General features: G+C 67.2%; 19 protein-coding genes. 9 read left to right on the top strand and 10 right to left on the bottom strand.

Annotated features, from left to right (window positions below; all coding sequences use genetic code 11):
* Positions 1-99: 99 nt before the first annotated feature.
* Together IE266_RS17930 and IE266_RS17925 are read right to left on the bottom strand one after the other, a co-directional pair.
* Complete coding sequence (locus tag IE266_RS17930) at positions 100-318, bottom strand: DUF2842 domain-containing protein (RefSeq protein ID WP_189681489.1); 219 nt, start codon at positions 316-318, stop codon at positions 100-102.
* Positions 318-1,610 (bottom strand): adenylosuccinate synthase, encoded by a 1,293-nt coding sequence (locus IE266_RS17925; protein ID WP_189681488.1) that lies wholly within the window; start codon positions 1,608-1,610, stop codon positions 318-320. Before IE266_RS17925 ends, IE266_RS17930 begins: the two co-directional genes overlap by 1 nt.
* A gap of 145 nt (positions 1,611-1,755) precedes the next feature.
* Here IE266_RS17925 and IE266_RS17920 point away from each other — a divergent pair, with 145 nt between their 5' ends.
* A complete protein-coding gene (locus IE266_RS17920) occupies positions 1,756-2,151 on the top strand; it encodes a DUF6524 family protein (protein ID WP_189681487.1) in 396 nt (131 codons plus the stop codon).
* Between the two features lie 5 nt (positions 2,152-2,156).
* Here the strand turns inward: IE266_RS17920 and map are convergent, their stop codons facing one another.
* Together map and sfsA are read right to left on the bottom strand one after the other, a co-directional pair.
* On the bottom strand, positions 2,157-2,993 hold the full coding sequence (gene map, locus IE266_RS17915; protein ID WP_189681486.1) for a type I methionyl aminopeptidase: 837 nt from the start codon (positions 2,991-2,993) through the stop codon (positions 2,157-2,159).
* Positions 2,994-3,076: 83 nt separating this feature from the next.
* On the bottom strand, positions 3,077-3,793 hold the full coding sequence (gene sfsA, locus IE266_RS17910; RefSeq protein ID WP_189681485.1) for a DNA/RNA nuclease SfsA: 717 nt from the start codon (positions 3,791-3,793) through the stop codon (positions 3,077-3,079).
* Positions 3,794-3,840: 47 nt separating this feature from the next.
* Between sfsA and IE266_RS17905 the strand changes: the two genes are divergently transcribed.
* The 5 genes from IE266_RS17905 to IE266_RS17885 all read left to right on the top strand — a co-directional run bounded on the left by IE266_RS17905 (position 3,841) and on the right by IE266_RS17885 (position 7,773).
* Positions 3,841-4,560 carry a competence/damage-inducible protein A gene (locus IE266_RS17905; RefSeq protein ID WP_189681484.1) on the top strand — a complete coding sequence of 240 codons (720 nt, stop codon included), beginning with the start codon at positions 3,841-3,843 and terminating at the stop codon, positions 4,558-4,560.
* Positions 4,561-4,565: 5 nt separating this feature from the next.
* Entirely contained in the window at positions 4,566-5,291 is a 726-nt protein-coding gene (locus tag IE266_RS17900) for a GNAT family N-acetyltransferase (protein ID WP_189681483.1), read from the top strand.
* Between the two features lie 11 nt (positions 5,292-5,302).
* Complete coding sequence (locus IE266_RS17895; protein WP_189681552.1) at positions 5,303-5,860, top strand: peroxidase-related enzyme; 558 nt, start codon at positions 5,303-5,305, stop codon at positions 5,858-5,860.
* Positions 5,857-6,780: an OmpA family protein gene (locus IE266_RS17890; RefSeq protein ID WP_189681482.1), complete on the top strand. Its 924-nt coding sequence runs from the start codon at positions 5,857-5,859 to the stop codon at positions 6,778-6,780. Before IE266_RS17895 ends, IE266_RS17890 begins: the two co-directional genes overlap by 4 nt.
* 426 nt (positions 6,781-7,206) lie before the next feature.
* Positions 7,207-7,773, top strand: coding sequence for a hypothetical protein (locus IE266_RS17885; protein WP_189681481.1), 567 nt, complete (start codon positions 7,207-7,209; stop codon positions 7,771-7,773).
* Between the two features lie 103 nt (positions 7,774-7,876).
* Here the strand turns inward: IE266_RS17885 and IE266_RS17880 are convergent, their stop codons facing one another.
* The 4 genes from IE266_RS17880 to IE266_RS17865 form a co-directional block, all read right to left on the bottom strand.
* Positions 7,877-8,782 carry a LysR family transcriptional regulator gene (locus IE266_RS17880; protein WP_189681480.1) on the bottom strand — a complete coding sequence of 302 codons (906 nt, stop codon included), beginning with the start codon at positions 8,780-8,782 and terminating at the stop codon, positions 7,877-7,879.
* Positions 8,783-9,230: 448 nt separating this feature from the next.
* Positions 9,231-9,716 (bottom strand): hypothetical protein, encoded by a 486-nt coding sequence (locus tag IE266_RS17875; protein WP_189681479.1) that lies wholly within the window; start codon positions 9,714-9,716, stop codon positions 9,231-9,233.
* Entirely contained in the window at positions 9,713-10,198 is a 486-nt protein-coding gene (locus tag IE266_RS17870) for an RNA pyrophosphohydrolase (protein ID WP_189681478.1), read from the bottom strand. The genes IE266_RS17875 and IE266_RS17870 overlap by 4 nt, the downstream gene beginning before the upstream one ends.
* Before the next feature lie 57 nt (positions 10,199-10,255).
* Entirely contained in the window at positions 10,256-10,960 is a 705-nt protein-coding gene (locus IE266_RS17865) for a VIT1/CCC1 transporter family protein (RefSeq protein WP_189681477.1), read from the bottom strand.
* A 151-nt stretch (positions 10,961-11,111) separates the two neighbouring features.
* Here IE266_RS17865 and IE266_RS17860 point away from each other — a divergent pair, with 151 nt between their 5' ends.
* Positions 11,112-13,139: an NADPH-dependent 2,4-dienoyl-CoA reductase gene (locus IE266_RS17860; protein WP_189681476.1), complete on the top strand. Its 2,028-nt coding sequence runs from the start codon at positions 11,112-11,114 to the stop codon at positions 13,137-13,139.
* Positions 13,140-13,416: 277 nt separating this feature from the next.
* Here the strand turns inward: IE266_RS17860 and hemN are convergent, their stop codons facing one another.
* Entirely contained in the window at positions 13,417-14,772 is a 1,356-nt protein-coding gene (gene hemN / locus IE266_RS17855; protein WP_189681475.1) for an oxygen-independent coproporphyrinogen III oxidase, read from the bottom strand.
* Positions 14,773-14,861: 89 nt separating this feature from the next.
* On the opposite strand from hemN, the gene fnrL reads away from it, so the two are divergent.
* Positions 14,862-15,575, top strand: a complete 714-nt coding sequence (gene fnrL, locus IE266_RS17850; RefSeq protein ID WP_308434608.1) for a transcriptional regulator FnrL — start codon at positions 14,862-14,864, stop codon at positions 15,573-15,575.
* Here fnrL and IE266_RS17845 read toward each other — a convergent pair.
* Positions 15,572-16,450 (bottom strand): LysR family transcriptional regulator, encoded by an 879-nt coding sequence (locus IE266_RS17845; protein WP_189681474.1) that lies wholly within the window; start codon positions 16,448-16,450, stop codon positions 15,572-15,574. The two genes, fnrL and IE266_RS17845, sit on opposite strands and share 4 nt — an antisense overlap.
* Positions 16,451-16,548: 98 nt before the next feature.
* On the opposite strand from IE266_RS17845, the gene glyA reads away from it, so the two are divergent.
* The gene (gene glyA, locus IE266_RS17840; RefSeq protein ID WP_189681473.1) at positions 16,549-17,871 is read left to right on the top strand and encodes a serine hydroxymethyltransferase; all 1,323 of its coding nucleotides are present in this window, start codon (positions 16,549-16,551) and stop codon (positions 17,869-17,871) included.
* Positions 17,872-17,907: the final 36 nt, after the last annotated feature.

Here is a 17,907-nt window from a genome sequence, read left to right as displayed (position 1 = left end):
CCGTTCCGGGCGACTCCCCCGAGTATTTTTGAAGAAGAGAAGCCGGGGGCGCGGTTCTGGCCCCGATGGTCCGCCCCCGTTTGGCGGCGGCGGACAGGATCACTCCTGTCCGGGATCTTCCTTGCCGACGCCGCGGAACACGGCGCGGAAGGGCAGCGCCCAGAGCACGCCGAGCACGACGTAGACCAGCAGCTCCACCCAGAAGGGCGGCCGGTCGAACAGCGACACGACATAGAGCGCGGCGCCGATGTAGAGCGGCAGGCCCACCAGCAGGATGACCAGCGACCAGCGCCGGCGGGCCTTGTAGGACAGCGCCATCAGTCGGCGAAGGGGTCGGTGACGAGGATAGTGTCCTCGCGTTCCGGCGAGGTCGAGAGCAGCGCGACCGGGCAGTCGATCAGCTCTTCGACGCGGCGCACATACTTGATTGCCTCGGCCGGCAGGTCGGCCCAGCTGCGCGCGCCCTCGGTCGATTCCGACCAGCCCGGCATTTCCTCGTAGATCGGCTTGCAGCGCGCCTGCTGGTCGGCGGCGATCGGCAGGTAGTCCAGCCGTTCGCCGTCGAGCTCGTAGCCGACGCAGATCTTCAGCGTCTCGAAGCCGTCGAGCACGTCGAGCTTGGTCAGGGCGATGCCGTTGACGCCCGAGGTGGCGCAGGTCTGGCGCACCAGCACCGCGTCGAACCAGCCGCAACGCCGCTTGCGGCCCGTCACGGTACCAAACTCATGGCCGCGGGTGCCGAGGCGTTCGCCGTCGGCGTCCTTCAGCTCCGCCGGGAACGGGCCTTCGCCCACGCGGGTGGTATAGGCCTTGACGATGCCGAGCACGAAGTCGATGGCGCCCGGCCCGATGCCGGTGCCGGTGGCCGCCTGACCGGCGATCACGTTCGACGAGGTCACGAAGGGATAGGTGCCGAAGTCGATGTCGAGCAGCGAACCCTGCGCACCCTCGAACAGGATGCGTTTGCCGGCCTTGCGTTTCTCGTTCAGGATCTTCCAGACCGGCGCGGCATACTCCAGCACCGCCGGCGCGATCTCGCGCAGGTCGGCCAGCAGCTTGTCGCGGTCGACCGGGTCGAGCCCGAGGCCGGCGCGCAGCGCGTTGTGGTGCACGAGCGCACGGTCGACGCGCACTTCCAGCGTGGCGGCGTCGGCCAGGTCGGCGACTCGCACCGAGCGGCGGCCCACCTTGTCCTCGTAGGCCGGGCCGATGCCGCGCCCGGTGGTGCCGATCTTGGCGACCGAGTTCTGCGACTCGCGCGCGCGGTCAAGCTCACCGTGGATCGGCAGGATCAGCGGCGTGTTCTCGGCGATCATCAGCGTCTCGGGGGTGATCGTCACGCCCTGGCCGCGCAGCCCGGCGATTTCCTTCACCAGGTGCCAGGGATCGAGCACCACGCCATTGCCGATGACCGAGAGCTTGCCGCCGCGCACGATGCCCGAGGGCAGCAGCGACAGCTTGAAGACGGTGCCGTCGATCACCAGCGTGTGACCGGCGTTATGACCGCCCTGGAAGCGCGCGATCACATCCGCGCGCTCGCTCAGCCAGTCGACGATCTTGCCCTTGCCCTCGTCGCCCCACTGAGCGCCGACAACCACAACGTTGGCCATACCTAGGATTCCTTTTCGTCAGCCCCGCGCGTGTATAGCCATGCCGCCGGAGCAGCGAAACCGCAATTTCACCGCATCGGCGCGAAGCTCTGGACACATCGGCAGCTTCCGGCAAATCTCGGGCTCCGGACCAAGGAGAGGTGACATGGGTTTCATTCTGCGCTGGCTGTTTGCCCTGCTGCTGCTGTCGGCGACCTACAACCCGACGCAATTCAACTTCGTCAGCTGGGCGATGGACGGCCAGGACCGGCAATGGTCGGTGGTGGCCCTGTCCGGGCTGGTGCTGCTGATCGGCTATATCATCTACCTGCGGGCGACGCTGCGCTCGATCGGGCCCTTCGGGATGATCCTGATTCTCGCGCTGGTCGCGGCGATCCTCTGGGTGCTCTACGATTTCGGCCTGCTCACGCTCGACGACCGCAGCCTCAACGTCTGGATCGGCATCCTGGCGCTGTCCCTGGTGCTGGGCGTCGGCATGGGCTGGAGCCACGTGCGGCGCATGATCTCGGGCCAGTCCGACATGGACGACGTCGACGAGTAGCGCCTTCAGTCCAGCCCGAGCGAGAAGAAGCGGTCCGCGGGCGAGAGGGTGAAGATATCGACCCCCGTCGCGGTCACGCCGACCGAATGCTCGAACTGGGCCGAGAGAGTCTTGTCACGGGTGATCGCGGTCCAGTCGTCGTCGAGTGTCCTGGTCTCGGGGCGGCCGAGGTTCACCATCGGCTCGATGGTGAAGAACATGCCCTCTTCCAGCACCGCGCCGGTGCCGGGGCGGCCATAGTGCAGCACGTTCGGCGGCGCGTGGAAGACGCGTCCCAGCCCGTGGCCGCAGAAGTCGCGCACCACGCTCATGCGGTTGGATTCCACATAGGCTTGGATCGCCGCACCGATGTCGCCGAAGGTATTGCCCGGCTTGACCTGTTCGATGCCCAGCATCAGCGCGTCATGCGTCACCTGGATCAGCCGCTGGGCGAAGGGCTTGAGCTTGCCGGCGACATACATCCGGCTAGAATCGCCGAACCAGCCGTCGACGATCACCGTCACGTCGATGTTCAGGATATCGCCGTCCTTCAGCACGTCATTGGCGCGGCCCGGGATCTTGTTGCCCGGAATGCCGTGGCAGACCACGTGGTTCACCGAGATGCAGCTGCCGTGCTGGTAGCCCTTGTAACCGATGGTGGCCGAGGTCGCGCCCGAAGCATCGACCATCTCGGTGATGAGCCGGTCCAGCTCGCCCGTGGTCTGGCCGACGAAGACATGCTCGCCGATATCGTCGAGGATCTTCGCGGCCAGCGCACCGGCCGCGTGCATCCCGGCAAAATCGCCGGATTCGTAGATGCGGATGCCGTCTCGGGTCAGCCGGCCACGGAAGTCGTTGTTCAAGCGCTTGCCTCGTCAGATCTCGCGGGGACGGGGCCTATGTAAGCCCTAAAGCCGGAAAGGGCCAGAGGGGGAGCGCGCGCGGCTCACCCGGCCCGGCCGTCGATGACCGGAACCGGCGCGGCGAGTTCGATGCCCTCGGGCGTGATCGCGGTGGTCAGCGCGATGGCCTCGACCCCGGCGGCGCGGGCCTCGGCGAAGGCGCGCGCATAGGCCGCGTCGATATCGGCGGCCAGGGTGAAGCGGTCGCAGTCGGTGCGCTGGATCAGGTAGAGCATCACCGCGCGATCGCCCTGCTTCGCCATCTCGGCCAGTTCGCCCAAGTGCTTGGTGCCGCGTGCGGTCACGCTGTCGGGGAACTCGGCCAGCCCCGGCTGGCGGCAGAGCGTCACCGATTTCACCTCGACCCAGGCCTGCGGGCGCGACGGGGAGGTCAGCAGGAAATCGACCCGGCTTCCCGCGCCATAGGCGACCTCGGCACGCACCGTCTCGTAACCGTCCAGCCCCGGCACCCGGCCCTGCTCCAGCGCCGCCCGCAGCGCGCGGTTCGGCACCGAGGTGTCGATGCCAGTGAAATGCCCGTTCTCGTGGTCGACCAGGCGCAGGCCGAACTTCAGCTTCTTCTTGGGGTCGTCGTTCGGTTCCAGCCAGACCTTCATGCCCGGCTCGGCCAGCCCCATCATCGAGCCGGGGTTGGCGCAATGGGCGGTGATCTGCCGCCCGTCCTCCAATGTGCAATCGGCCAGGAAGCGTTTGTAGCGACGGATCAGCCGGGCCGGCACAAGAGGGGTTTCAAAGCGCATGAGACGCGGCCTATACCGGCTCTGGAGAGCATTCAAGGGAGCCGAAGATGCCGAACCCAACGGCGGCGATGCTGGTGATCGGGGACGAGATCCTCTCGGGCCGCACCCGCGATTCCAACATGCACCATCTGGCGGGCGCGCTGACCGGGCACGGGATCGACCTGAAGGAGGCGCGCGTCGTCAGCGACCATGCGCCCTCCATCGTGGCGGCGATCAGGGCGCTGTCGGCGGCTTATGACCACGTCTTCACCTCGGGCGGCATCGGGCCGACCCATGACGACATCACCGCCGACTGCATCGCCGAAGCCTTTGGCGCCCATATCGACGTGCGCGCGGATGCCCGCGCCCTGCTCGAAGCGCATTACGCCCGCACCGGGCAGGAGCTGAACGCCGCACGGCTGCGCATGGCGCGGATCCCGGACGGCGCCACGCTGATCGACAACCCGGTTTCGACCGCGCCGGGGTTCATCATCGGCAACGTCCACGTCATGGCCGGGGTGCCGGCGGTCTTCGAGGCGATGGTCGCCAGCGTGCTGCCGACGCTCACCGGGGGCGCGCCGCTGTTGTCGGAAACCCTGCGCGTGGATCGCCCCGAGGGCGAGATCGCCGCGCCGCTAGGCGAGCTGGCGGCGCGCTACGCCGATCTCTCGATCGGCTGCTATCCCTTCATCCGCAACGGCCAGCCGGGCGCCAACGTGGTGATCCGCGGCACCGAGGCGGCGCGCGTCGCCGCGGCACTGGACGACCTGAAGGCGGCACTCGACTGATGCAGATGAACGACTTTTTCGCCGCCCTAGATGCCACCTGGCCGGCCGCCAGCTATCGCCAGCTTGGCCCCGTGACCCTGCGCGAAGGCCAGGGCGGAGGCAGCCGTGTTTCGGCCGCCACCGTCGAGGGCGCCTTCACCGAAGCCGACCTTGCCGCCGCCGAGACGGCGATGCGCGAGATGGGCCAGAGGCCGATCTTCCAGCTGCGCCCCGGTCAGGACACCCTCGACACCGCGCTGGCCGCCCGCGGCTATGCGGTGCTCGACCCGGTCAACCTCTATACCTGCCCGATCGAACAGCTGACCGACATCCCGCTGCCCCGGATGACGGTGCTCGAGATCTGGGAACCGCTGGCGCTGATGCTCGAGATCTGGGAGGCCGCCGGCATCGGCCCGGCCCGGATCGCGGTGATGATGCGCGCAAGCGGGCCGAAGACCGGCCTGCTCGGCCGTCACAAGGACAAGCCCGCCGGTTGCGCCTATGTCGCCATCCACGACGGCATCGCCATGCTCCACGCGCTCGAAGTGCTGCCGACGCAGCGCCGCTCGGGCATGGGCAAGTGGTTCATGCGCGCCGCCGGCCTCTGGGCGCAGAAGCACGGCGCCCATACCATGGCACTTATGTGCACCAAGGCGAACCAGGCCGCGAATGGCCTCTATTCTTCCCTCAACATGCAGGTTGTGGGAGACTACCATTATCGCCAGCTGAGAGAGGAGACCCACACACCGTGACCGACAAGGACATGCCCACGGCGCTGAACCTGCCGATGGTCGACCCGCTGCCGCCGGCGACGCAGAAATACTTCGACATCTGCACCCAGAAACTCGGGATGATCCCGAACGTGCTGAAGGCCAATGCCTTCGACATCGAGAAGCTGAACGCCTTCACGGCGATGTACAACGACCTGATGCTGGCAGAGAGCGGGCTCTCCAAGCTGGAACGCGAGATGGTCGCGGTCGTGGTCTCGTCGATCAACAAGTGCTTCTACTGCCTCGTCGCCCATGGCGCGGCGGTGCGGCAACTCTCGGGCAACCCGATCCTGGGCGAGATGATGGTGATGAACTGGCGCGTCGCGCCGCTCGACGCGCGCCAGCGCGCGATGCTCGCCTTCGCCGAGAAGGTCACCCTTGCCAGTGCCACCGTCGAGGAAGCCGACCGCCAGGCGCTGCGTGACGTCGGCTTCACCGACCGCGACATCTGGGACCTGGCCAATGTCACCGGCTTCTTCAACATGTCGAACCGCGTCGCCTCGGCGACGGGGATGCGGCCGAACGAAGAGTATCACGCGCAGTCCAGATGATCGCCCGTCTCGCCGCCAGCCTCGTCATCGGCCTCGCGCCGCTGCCCGGCGCGGCGGCGGACCTCGTCCTGCCGACGGGCGCGCGCCCGCTGGCCGAACGGATCAACCCCGCCGACAGCTATGACCTGCCGACCGCCGCCTTCGACGGCACCGGCGTGCCGATGCGCCATTTCGAGGGCCGGGTCGAGCGCCTTACCTGGCGTATCGACACGCCGGGCCTGACCACGCTGCAATTGCTGGCCCCGTTGCGCGAACAGGTCGAGGCGGCGGGATACGAGATCCTGTTCCAATGCGACGAGGCGGAATGCGGCGGCTTCGACTTCCGCTTCAAGACCGAGGTGGTGCCCGCGCCCGACATGTATGTCGACCTGCGCAACTACCGCTTCCTCTCGGCGGTGCGGGACGGGACCCAGGCGCTGAGCCTGCTGGTCAGCCGGTCGCGAAGCGCCGCCTACTTGCAGATCGTGCGGGTCAATCCCGACCCAGGCGACATGCCGGAGACCCCGGCGCCCGAAGTCCCGGCAACCTCACCCGCCCCTGCCCCGCAGGACCTGGGCGAGGTTCTGATCGCGCAGGGGCACGCGGTTCTGGACGACCTCGTCTTCGACACCGGCGCCGATGCGCTGGACCCCGGAGCCTATGCCTCGCTGCAGCACCTCGCCGCATTCATGGCCGCGCATCCGAGCATGGTGATCGCGGTTGTCGGCCATACCGACAGCATCGGCGGGCTTGATCAGAACATCGCCCTCTCCAAACGCCGCGCCGAATCCGTGCGCGACCGGCTGGTCGGAACGCTGGGCGTCCCGGCCGAGCGGGTCCAGGCCCAGGGCATGGGCTATCTCGCCCCCATCGCCTCGAACCTCACACCCGAAGGCCGGGAGGCGAACAGGCGGGTCGAGGTGATCCTGCTCTCGCAGTAGGGCGGCCCCCCCAAGCCGGGCGAGCGCTGGCCCGTGGGGTGGCGCTGCAACCTTCCTGGTCTTTGCTTTATCCCAGCCAAGTCCGGATGACCTCCGAGCGGATCGCGCGGTCGACAAAGCGCCAGCCCGCCGGGACGGGCCGGCGCTCGCCCGGCGCCTTCGGCTTGATTCCGGGCGGGAGTAAATATTGAATTCCGGCTTGAAGCCAATACTGCAGGCTCGCCGCTTTGCAGCGAATGGCTGCCGTTGCAATGTGTCCCGAAAGCGTTCAACATCATTTGAACGATGAAAAACCCTCAAGGCACCGCAAATCCAGGTCGTTTACGGCCAATTCAAAATGCGGGTTTCTCGGCCCAATCGAATAGGGCAATATCTGTTGGCGCGGGCGAGTTTTGCCCTATTCCCTCGAAGCGATCGGACACCCCAATGCGCTATATCATGGACACTGAAATCTCCGAGAAAGAAACCTACATCATTGGCTCCATTGTCTCTCAATGGGGGTTTCTCGAGTCTGATATTTTCGAACAAACGTACCTGTCTTTTGGAGATGATGAGGATCTTCCTGATTCAATGAAAACAAACACACACTTCAGTCGGGTTCTAAAGCTTTGGTTGAAAAGAGTAGTCGAAGCGCAGGACGCTACTAGACGATCTATACTGAGGGATCAATACGAAAAAATATTGTCACTCAATGAGTTTCGGCAAGCTGTTGTTCACTCAAGATGGGAATGGAAGCCGGATGCGCCGGAAGAGATTACAGCGGTTCGCGCTCATAATGAGAATATCAAACGTGTGAAGTTCAACTTCAACAGCCTCGCCGAGTTCGCAACCGCATTGGGGGAAATACGCTTCTCGATACGTTACCCCGGGGGAATAGAGGATCGCGCCGAAGAAATGACAAGAAACGGGGTGCATATTAGCCGCCGGGGCTGGGACTTGCTCTATGGTGGCGCGTCGTTGAACGATCGAACAAAACTCGATGAGAATGAATGAGTGCGAGTTGAAACTCACCTTTCGCTACCTCCACCCAAAAAAGAACCCCCGCAGAAGCCTGCGGGGGAGGTTGGGTTGCCAAGGGAAGCAACATGAAGCGCAGTTACCAGTCGTCAGGGCCCTTGTCGGCAAAGGCGTTGACGAGGAAGTCGATGAAGGCGCGGACCTTGGGCTGGGTGAAGCGGCCCGGCGGATAGACGGCGTAGATGCCCTGGGTCTCGACCGGCAGCGTCGGCATAGCGTATTCCACCAGCCCCTTCTCCATGGCGTCGGCGAAGAGGAAGCTCGGCAGATAGGCGATGCCCAGCCCCGAGATGGCGGCATTCAGCAGCGACTGCCCGTCGTTGACCGAAAGCCAGCCGGCGGTGCGCACCTGGCGCTTTTCGCCCGAGGGCGCGGTCAGTTTCCAGACGTTGCCCGAGGACTGGTTGGAATAGTGCAGCAGCTTGTGCTCGTTCAGATCGTCGATCTTCTGCGGCCGGCCGTATTTGGCGAAATAGAGCGGGCTGGCGATCATCGCCTTGGTGGTATCGGTCAGCTTGCGGGCGCGCAGGGTCGAATCTTCCAGCTCGCCGATGCGGACGGCCATGTCGAAGCCTTCCGAGATCAGTTCGACGTAGCGGTTGTTCAGCACCATGTTGACGGTGATCTCGGGATACTCGGCGAGAAATTCCGACAGGACCGGCGAGAGATGATTCACGCCGAAGTCCGTCGCCACCGAGATACGCAGCAGCCCCGAGGGCGCCGACTGCATCGAGGTGACCAGCGCGTCGGCCTCTCCGGCATCGTTCAGCACCCGGCGGGCGCGGTCGTAATAGGCAAGGCCAATCTCGGTGGGCGAGACGCGGCGGGTGGTGCGATTCAGCAGCCGGGCGCCGAGACGCGCCTCAAGGCTGGAGACGTGCTTGGAGACGGCGGATTTAGAGATCCCCATCTTCTTCGCCGCGTCGGTGAAACCGCCTTGGTCCACCACATTGGCGAAGGCCTCCATTTCGGTCAGACGGTCCATTCAGTGTCCCTCGGATAGTGTCGGGTTGTGTTGTTCCCTCTATCCGGGACAATCTGGGCAAGAACGGGGCAAGCTTGCGATAATATCGCGGTTTTGTCGCAGATCGTTGAGAGGCTGGAAACGCGGGGCGCTCGGGCGGCGCCGGGACCGAGGAATTGGTCGAAGGCGGCCTGCCCGGCCCTTGAAAACCGGAGTATGCGCGATTCCGGCACGCGCGCAACCAATCCCTGCGCTTCCATCGCCAAGGCCAGAACGCGGGGTGAATGGCCAGGCATATCCCCCTCACCCCCAACCCCTCTCCCCTCCGGGAGAGGGGAGGCACATTCCCCCCGACGTCTCTCCGGCGGGAAAGAATCTGACCCTCACCCCCAGCCCCTACGCCCTGCCCCGACGTCTATCCGGCGGGAAGGCAACTCGCCCAACCCCTCTCCCCCAAGGGAGACGGCCGTCACCGCAGCTTGCCGCAGCGCACTCCGGCCTGGAAACAGGCGGCGACATGCGCCAGCGTCTCGGGCGACGGGTCGGGGAAGGCGAACTCGGCGCAGGGGCCGAGGGTCAGGGCATAGCTGTCGCCGCGCAGCTCCAGAAACAGAAGCAGCTGCGCCCCCGGCACCAGCGTGCCGCACCAATTGCCGAGGCAGGTGACATCCAGCGTCACCTCGCGGTCGAAGGGCGTCAGAAACCCGTTGGTATCCAATGCCTGCCCGCGCACCCGCGCGGGGATCGGGGTGCTGCGCGGCGCATTGGCAATATCGGCATAACGGTTGTGCGGCAGCAACGCGGCGTCGAAGTCTGCGACTCCCGCGACCACCGCATATTGCGAGGCACTTGCCGCCGCGTGGTCATAGGCGTCGCCCGGCTGCATCATCCGGCACGACAGCGCCCCCGCCGGTGTCGCGATCAATGCGAGCAGCAGGGCCGCCGCCCGGATCACCGGATCAGACCGGCAAATTCGTCGAGCACCCTGGCATAGACCTCGCGCTTGAAGGGCACGATGGCCTCGACCAGTTGGTCCGCCGGCTGCCAGCGCCAGGTCGAGAACTCAGGGTGTTCGGTAGCGATATCGACCTGATCGTCATTACCGAGAAAGCGCATCAGGAACCACTTCTGCTTCTGCCCCCGGTAGCGGCCCTTCCAGATTTGCGGCACGATGTCATGCGGCAGGTCGTAGGGCAGCCAGTCGGCGGTCTCGGCGATCACCTCGACCAGATCGGCGGTGACGCCGGTTTCCTCCCAGAGTTCGCGCAGCGCGGCGTCGCGCGCTTCCTCGCCCTTGTCCACCCCGCCCTGCGGCATCTGCCAGGCCTCGGTGAAACGGTCGCGGCGCTGGCCGACAAAGACGCCGCCCTCGCGGTTGATCAGCATCACGCCAACACAGGGGCGATAGGGCAGCTTGGCAATTTCTTCAGGGGTCATCGGCGACTCGCGGTGGTTAGGCCCTCAGGCTTGCGGGAAGCGGGCGGTCAATGCAAGTCAGACACTCACCCCGAACAGGCGGCCGATCCCGGCGGTGACGACCATGGCGAAGACGCCCCAGCCGACGACGCGCAGCGTGGCACGCAGCATCGGCGCGGCCCCGGCCTTCGCCCCCAGCGCACCCAGCGCCGCCAGGGTAAGCACGGTGACCACCAGCACCACCTCGAGAATCCGATCCGACGGCGCAAGGACCGCCGCCAGCAGCGGCACCGCCGCCGCCACGGTGAAGGTCATCCCCGAGGCGAAGGCGGCCTGCAAGGGATTGGCCTTGTGGACTTCCGACAGGCCCAGCTCGTCGCGCACATGGGCGCCCAGCGCATCCTTCTCGGTCAGCTCGCGGGCGACCGCCTGGGCCAGCTCGTCGCTCAACCCTTTCTCGCGGTAGATCGCCGCCAGCTCTTCCAGTTCCTGCTCGGGCGTGTCCCGCAGCGCCGCCGTCTCGCGCGCGATATCGGCGCGTTCGGTGTCGGACTGCGACGAGACCGAGACATATTCCCCCGCCGCCATCGACATCGCCCCGGCACTCAGCCCGGCCACCCCGGCCACTATGATCGCCCGCGGGCTCGGATCCGCCGCCGCCACGCCGACGATCAGCGACGAGACCGAGACCACCCCGTCGTTCGCCCCCAGCACGGCAGCGCGCAGCCAGCCGCTGCGGGTGACGTAATGCGGATCGTCGGGATGGGCGGACGCGTGGTGCATGGTGGCTCTCCGGCTATTTGCACTACGATACTACGACCCGGCGCGCCAACAACCCTGCGGCAAACCGAAGCGCGTGCCGCTGACGCCGCGTATATAGTGACAAGCGGCCCGCGCCCCGCGAAGCTGCGCGCAGATATCGGGGGAGAGACTCATGACGACATATCCGCACCTTCTGGCGCCCTTGGACCTCGGCTTCACCACGCTGAAGAACCGCGTGCTGATGGGGTCGATGCACACCGGGCTGGAAGAGACGCGCGACTGGAACCGGGTGGCCGAGTTCTATGCCGAACGCGCGCGCGGCGGCGTCGGGCTGATGGTGACGGGCGGCATCGGGCCGAACCTCGAAGGCTCGGTGATGCCCGGCGCCTCGATGATGACCACCGAAAAGGATGTCCAACACCACCGCATCATCACCGACCGGGTGCACGAGGCCGGCGGCAAGATCGCCATGCAGATCCTGCACGCGGGCCGCTATGCATATGGCCCGAAATGCGTCGCCCCCTCGCCGGTCAAATCGCCGATCTCGCCCTTCCCGCCGAACGAACTCGACGAGGAGGGCATCGAGAAGCAGATCGCCGATTTCGCCAATGCCGCGCGGCTGGCGCAGATGGCGGGCTATGACGGGGTCGAGGTGATGGGCTCCGAAGGCTACCTGCTGAACCAGTTCCTCGTCACCCATACCAACAAGCGGACCGACCGCTGGGGCGGCTCCTATGAGAACCGGATGCGCTTCCCGCTCGAGGTGCTGCGCCGCGTGCGGGCGGCGACGGGGCCCGACTTCATCATCATCTTCCGCCTCTCGATGATAGACCTGGTGCCCAACGGCTCGAGCCATGACGAAGTCGCGCAGTTGGCGCAGGAGGTCGAGAAGGCTGGCGCGACCATCATCAACACCGGCATCGGCTGGCACGAGGCGCGGATCCCGACCATCGCCACCAGCGTGCCGCGCGCCGCCTTCGCCTGGGTCACGAAAAAGCTGATGGGCAAGGTCTCGATCCCGGTCATCACCTCGAACCGGATCAACACCCCCGAGGTGGCCGAACAGGTGCTGGCCGAGGGCTGCGCCGACATGGTCTCGATGGCCCGCCCCTTCCTGGCCGACGCGCATTTCGTCGCCAAGGCGGCGCGCGGCGAAGGCGCCAGAATTGCGCCCTGCATCGGCTGCAACCAGGCCTGCCTGGATCACACCTTCGGCGGCAAGCTGACCACCTGCCTGGTCAACCCGCAGGCCTGCAACGAGACCGAGCTGGTGATCGGGCCGGCGGCGGTGAAGAAGACCGTGGCCGTGGTCGGCGCCGGGCCGGCGGGCCTGGCCACAGCGATCACCGCCGCGCGGCGCGGTCATGCGGTGACGCTCTTCGAGGCCTCGGGCGAGATCGGCGGACAGCTGAACATGGCCAAGCAGATCCCCGGCAAGGAGGAATTCAAGGGCCTGGTCGACTGGTACCGGTTGATGCTGGAGGATGCGGGCGTGAACGTCGCCCTGGAAACGCGCGCCGATGCCGACGACCTGGCGGGCTTCGACGAGGTGGTGATCGCAACCGGCGTGGTGCCGCGCGATCCGGCGATCCCGGGCGAGGATGGCGCCAACGTGCTCACCTATATCGACGTGCTGCGCGGCCATGCCCCGGTCGGCAAGCGGGTCGCGGTGATCGGTGCCGGGGGGATCGGCTTCGACGTGGCCGAGTATCTCGCGCATGAGGGCGTGAGCCCCACCGAGGATCTGCCGCTCTGGATGAAGGAATGGGGCGTGACCGACCCTGCCCTGCACCGCGCCGGGCTGGCGCCCGAGGGGCCGCAGCCCGAACCGCCGGCGCGGGCAATCACGCTTCTCCAGCGCAAGACCACCCGGCACGGGCGCGACCTGGGCAAGACCACCGGCTGGATCCACCGCGCGGCCCTGCAGATGAAGGGCGTCGATTTCGTCGGCGGCGTGAACTACGAGCGAATCGACGGCGCGGGGCTGCACGTCAGCTTCGGCGCGGCGCGCGAGAACCCGCGGCTGATCGAGGCCGATACGGTGGTGCTCTGCGCCGGGCAGCTGTCCGAGCGGAGCCTGGCGGATGCGCTGATCGAGCGGGGGCTGAGCCCGCATGTGATCGGCGGCGCCGATGTCGCGGCCGAGTTGGATGCCAAGCGGGCAATCGACCAGGGCACCCGGCTGGCGGCGGCGCTTTAGGCCCTCAGAGGCAGGGTTTTCCAGGTGTCCTAGCTAGAACGGGGGGTCAAGCTGTTGATTTCCCGTCACTTTGTCTGGGAGTGGTTTTTCGGGCGCGGATTTTCCCCATCCACAGGGATGCGTGCCTGTCGGTTGCCCCCTCCCCCATCCCCTCCCTCGAGGGGAGGGGAGGCGCCCTGTCCAAAGGCTGTCTTGGGCCGAATGCCTTGACCCGGCCACCGCGGGCGTAGGGCGGGATTCATCCCGCCGCGCCCTGGCCGCCCAAAGCCCGCCGGGGTCAGATGGCAGCACTATGGCGGCTGCGGTCCATGCCGTAGGCGTCGAAGCTGCGCGCGACCAGCCGGGTGAGCGGGCGCAGTTCCACCGGAATCTCCAGCCCGCCGGCGTCATGGCGCAGCATGTCGTCGAATTCGCGGTTCACCTGCTGGAACAGCGCATCGAGCGCCGCGCGGGTGATCGGGAAACGCGACAGGATCTCGGCCGCATCGATGCGGAAGTCGCACATCAGCGCCTCGATCAGCCGGGCGCGCATGGCGTCCTCGCCACCGAAGGCATGGCCCCGCGCGGTCGAGAAGCGCCCCTCGCGCACAGCCGCCGTATGGGCCGAGGTGGCCGGGGCGTTCTGTGCATAGCCCTGCGGAAAGCGCGAGATCGACGAGGCGCCCAGCCCGATCAGCACCTCGGAGGTATCGTCGGTATAGCCCTGGAAGTTGCGCCGCAGCTTGCCGATCTTCTGCGCCACCGCGAGCCCGTCGCTCGGCAGGGCGAAATGGTCGATGCCGATCTCGTCGTAGCCATCCCAGAGGAACAGCTGGCGCGCCGTCTCGAACAACTCGAGCCGCGCCTCGGGCGTGGGCAGCGAATCCGAGGGGATCATGTTCTGCCGCCGCGCCATCCAGGGCACGTGGGCATAGCCGTAGAGCGCCACCCGGTCGGGGTTCAGCGACAGCAGCTTCTGCACGCTCTCGGTGATTTTCGCGTTATTCTGGTCGGGCAGGCCGAAGAGGATGTCGGCGTTGAGGCTGTGCACCCCGCGCGCGCGGATCAGCTCGACCGCGTCGCGGGTGATCTCATAGCTCTGGTCGCGGCCGATCACCTGCTGGATCGCCGGGTCGAAGTCCTGCACCCCGATCGAGGCCCGGTTCATCCCGGCGGCGGCCAGCGCGTCCATCCGGCGCGCGTCGATCTCGTTCGGGTCGATCTCGACCGAGAACTCGGCACCCGGCGCCAGCGGCGCGACGGCGGCGATGGCCTGGGCCAATTCGGTCATCATCGGCGCGTCGAGCAGGGTCGGTGTGCCGCCGCCCCAATGCAGGCGCGACAGTGTGACGCCCTCGGGCAGGACGGTGCCAAGATGGGCGATCTCCTGCTTCAGCGTCTCCAGGTAGCCGGCCACCGGCGCCAGCGTCTGCGTTCCCTGGGTGCGGCAGGCGCAGAACCAGCAAAGCCTGCGGCAGAAGGGAATATGCACGTACAGCGAGATCTCGCTGCCGGGGCGGATGCTGGCGATCCATTCACCCATCTGTGCCGCGCCCACCTGCGTTCCGAACTGCGGAGCGGTCGGATAGCTGGTGTATCGGGGCACCCGTGTGTCGAACAGTCCCAGACTTGCAAGTTGCGTTTTGGTTATCATTCCTTCAAATTACGGAGGCGAACAGAATGCATCCTTGATGCAGATCAACCCTTGGGCTTCCCGTGAATACGCTGGCGAAAAATACCCTGGTGAAATGCGGCGAATGTCCGATCCGGCACCGCGCCGTCTGCGCCCGCTGCGAGAGCGACGAACTCGAGCGGCTGGAGTCGATCAAGTATTACCGCAATTTCGAAGCCGGGCAGACAATTGTCTGGTCGAATGACAAGATGGATTTCGTCGGCTCGGTGGTCGCCGGCGTGGCGGCCCTGACCCAGACGATGGAGGACGGGCGCACCCAGATGGTGGGCCTGCTGCTGCCGTCGGATTTCGTCGGGCGGCCCGGGCGCGAGGGATCGGCCTATGACGTCACCGCGACAACCGACCTGGTGATGTGCTGCTTCCGCAAGAAGCCCTTCGAGAAGATGATGGCGGAAACGCCGCATATCGCGCACCGCCTGCTGGAAATGACGCTCGACGAGCTGGACGCCGCGCGCGAGTGGATGCTGGTGCTGGGCCGCAAGACCGCGCGCGAGAAGATCGCGAGCCTGCTGGCGATCATCGCCCGCCGCGACCCGCGACCCGGCCTGTCGCCGGGCGTCGAGGCAAGCTTCGAGCTGCCGCTGACGCGCGAGGCGATGGCCGATTACCTCGGGCTGACGCTGGAAACGGTGAGCCGGCAGATGTCGGCGCTGAAGCGTGACGGCGTGATCATCCTGGAAGGCAAGCGCCATGTCTCGGTGCCCGACATCAGCCGGCTGATGGACGAGGCCGGCGACGACAGCGACGGCGGCTACCTGGTCTAGGCCGGGGCGCTGTCCCGCAGCCAGCGGGCGACGCGGCCCGCCGGCGTATTGGCACGCAATGGGCGCGGGTTCGACATCCTGAGACCACCCGGCAGGCGCACCGGCGCATCGAAGGGCGCGACCAGCGTCCCGGCCTCGAGATGCCCCGCGATCAGCGCCTGGTGGCCGATCAGCACGCCGGCACCGTTGACCGTTTCCTCGACCGCCAGCGCATAGAGCGAGAGGACCGGCCCGCGCGTGGCCAGCCGCAGGCCCGGCGCGGCCTGCTGCGCCCAGAGGTGCCAGTCCTCCGACCAGGTGGAATCGGTGAGGCAGGGCAAGCGGTTCAGATCCTCGGGCTGATGGAGTTGTTCGGCCAGCGCGGGAGCGCAGACCGGGAAGATCACGTCTTCGGCCAGCCGCCCGTCGGGCTCGGGGCCGAAGAAGAGGCAGAGATCGTAGGGCGCGCGCTTGAGGTTGGGCGGCGCCTCCATCGCGGTGATCGAGATCTCGATCTCGGGCGCCTCGGCGCGCAGGCGCGGCAGCCGGGGCGAGAGCCAGAGCTGGGCGACCGAGGGCAGCGCCGCGATATGCACCACGTTGGGCGCGGCCTCGGCCCGGAGCGTCTGGGTCGCCTGCCCGAGCCGGTCGAAGGCCTCGGTGAAGGCGGGCAGCACGCGGGCGCCGAGGCCGGTGAGCTGAAGGCCCCGCGCGTTGCGGTCGAACAGCCGGGCGCCAAGCTCGGTTTCCAGCGCCTTGACATGCGCCGAGATCGCGCCGGGCGTGACGTTCAGCTCTTCCGCCGCCGCCGCGAAGCCGCCAAGCCGCGCCGCCGCTTCGAAGGCGCGCAGGGCGTTGAGCGGGGGCTGGCGGGGTCCGGGGGGTTTGACGGCCATCTGAGACTCAGTTTTCCTGAGCCTAGATTTCAGCAAAACTGGTTTGTCCGCAAGCCGGGTCGATGTTCTGTTGCCCTCAGCCAATGGAGTTTGCCCCGATGTCCCACCTCGCCCCCCGCGCCTGGGTGCCCGCGCCCTGCGAAGCCCGCGTCCAGTCGATCGCCGCCGAAACCGCCGCCGCCACATCGGCGGCCACCAATGCCCGGATCGAGGCGCTGATCGCGCGGAACCGCGAGATCCATGACCTCGAGTGCTTCAACCTCAACCCGGCGACCAACGTGATGAACCCGCGCGCCGAGGCGGCACTGGCGGCGGGGCTGGGGAGCCGGCCCTCGCTGGGCTACCCCGGCGACAAATACGAGATGGGGCTGGAGGCGATCGAGGAGATCGAGGTGATCTGCGCCGAACTGGCCGCGCGGGTGTTCGGCGCGCGCTTTGCCGAGATCCGGGTGGCCTCGGGGGCGCTGGCGAACCTCTACGGCTTCATGGCTCTGGCGCGGCCCGGTGACGCGATCATCGCGCCGCCGGACGTGATCGGCGGGCATGTCACCCACCACAAGGCGGGCTGCGCGGGGCTCTACGGCTTGCAGACCCATGCCGCGCCGGTCGATGCGGACGGCTACACGGTCGACCTGCCCGCCCTGCGCGCGCTGGCGCGGGAGGTGAGGCCGAAGGTCATCACCGTGGGCGGCAGCCTGAACCTGGTGCCGCATCCGGTGGCCGAGATCCGCGCCATTGCCGACGAGGTCGGGGCCAGGGTGCTGTTCGACGCCGCGCATCAATGCGGGATCATCGCCGGGGGCGCCTGGCCGAACCCGCTGGAGCAGGGCGCGCATCTGATGACGATGAGCACCTACAAGAGCCTCGGCGGGCCTGCAGGCGGGCTGATCGTGACCAATGACGCCGAGATCGCCGAGCGGCTCGACCATATCGCCTTTCCGGGCATGACCGCGAACTTCGATGCCGCGAAGTCGGCGGCGCTGGCGATCTCGCTGCTCGATTGGGTCGAACACGGCGCGGCCTATGCCGGGGCGATGGTAGAGCTGGCGGGCGCGCTGGCCGAGGCGCTGGAGGCGCAGGGGCTGCCGCTGTTCAAAGCCGGCGGCCGCGCGACGCGGTCGCACCAGTTCGCGCTGCTGGCGGCCGAGTTCGGCGGAGGGCAGGCGGCGTCGAAGACGCTGCGCCGCGCGGGCTTCCTCGCCTGCGGCATCGGGCTGCCGACAGCGCCGGTGGCCGGCGACCTGAACGGGCTGCGCATCGGCACGCCGGAACTGGTGCGTCGCGGCGTGACACCCGCCGATGCGCCGGCGCTGGCGGCGCTGATCGCCGAGGGGCTGCGGGCCAACGACCCCGCCAGCCTGGCCGCGCGCACGAAAGAGCTGCGCGCCGGGTTCCAGGGGCTGCGCTACATCATCGCGTGACCCGGTTTCCTCCAAGGAAACCGGTCCGAATTCCTT

The organism is Seohaeicola zhoushanensis, from assembly GCF_014656415.1.
Lineage (GTDB): Bacteria > Pseudomonadota > Alphaproteobacteria > Rhodobacterales > Rhodobacteraceae > Seohaeicola_A > Seohaeicola_A zhoushanensis.
This window is presented reverse-complemented; position numbering and strand designations above follow the sequence as displayed.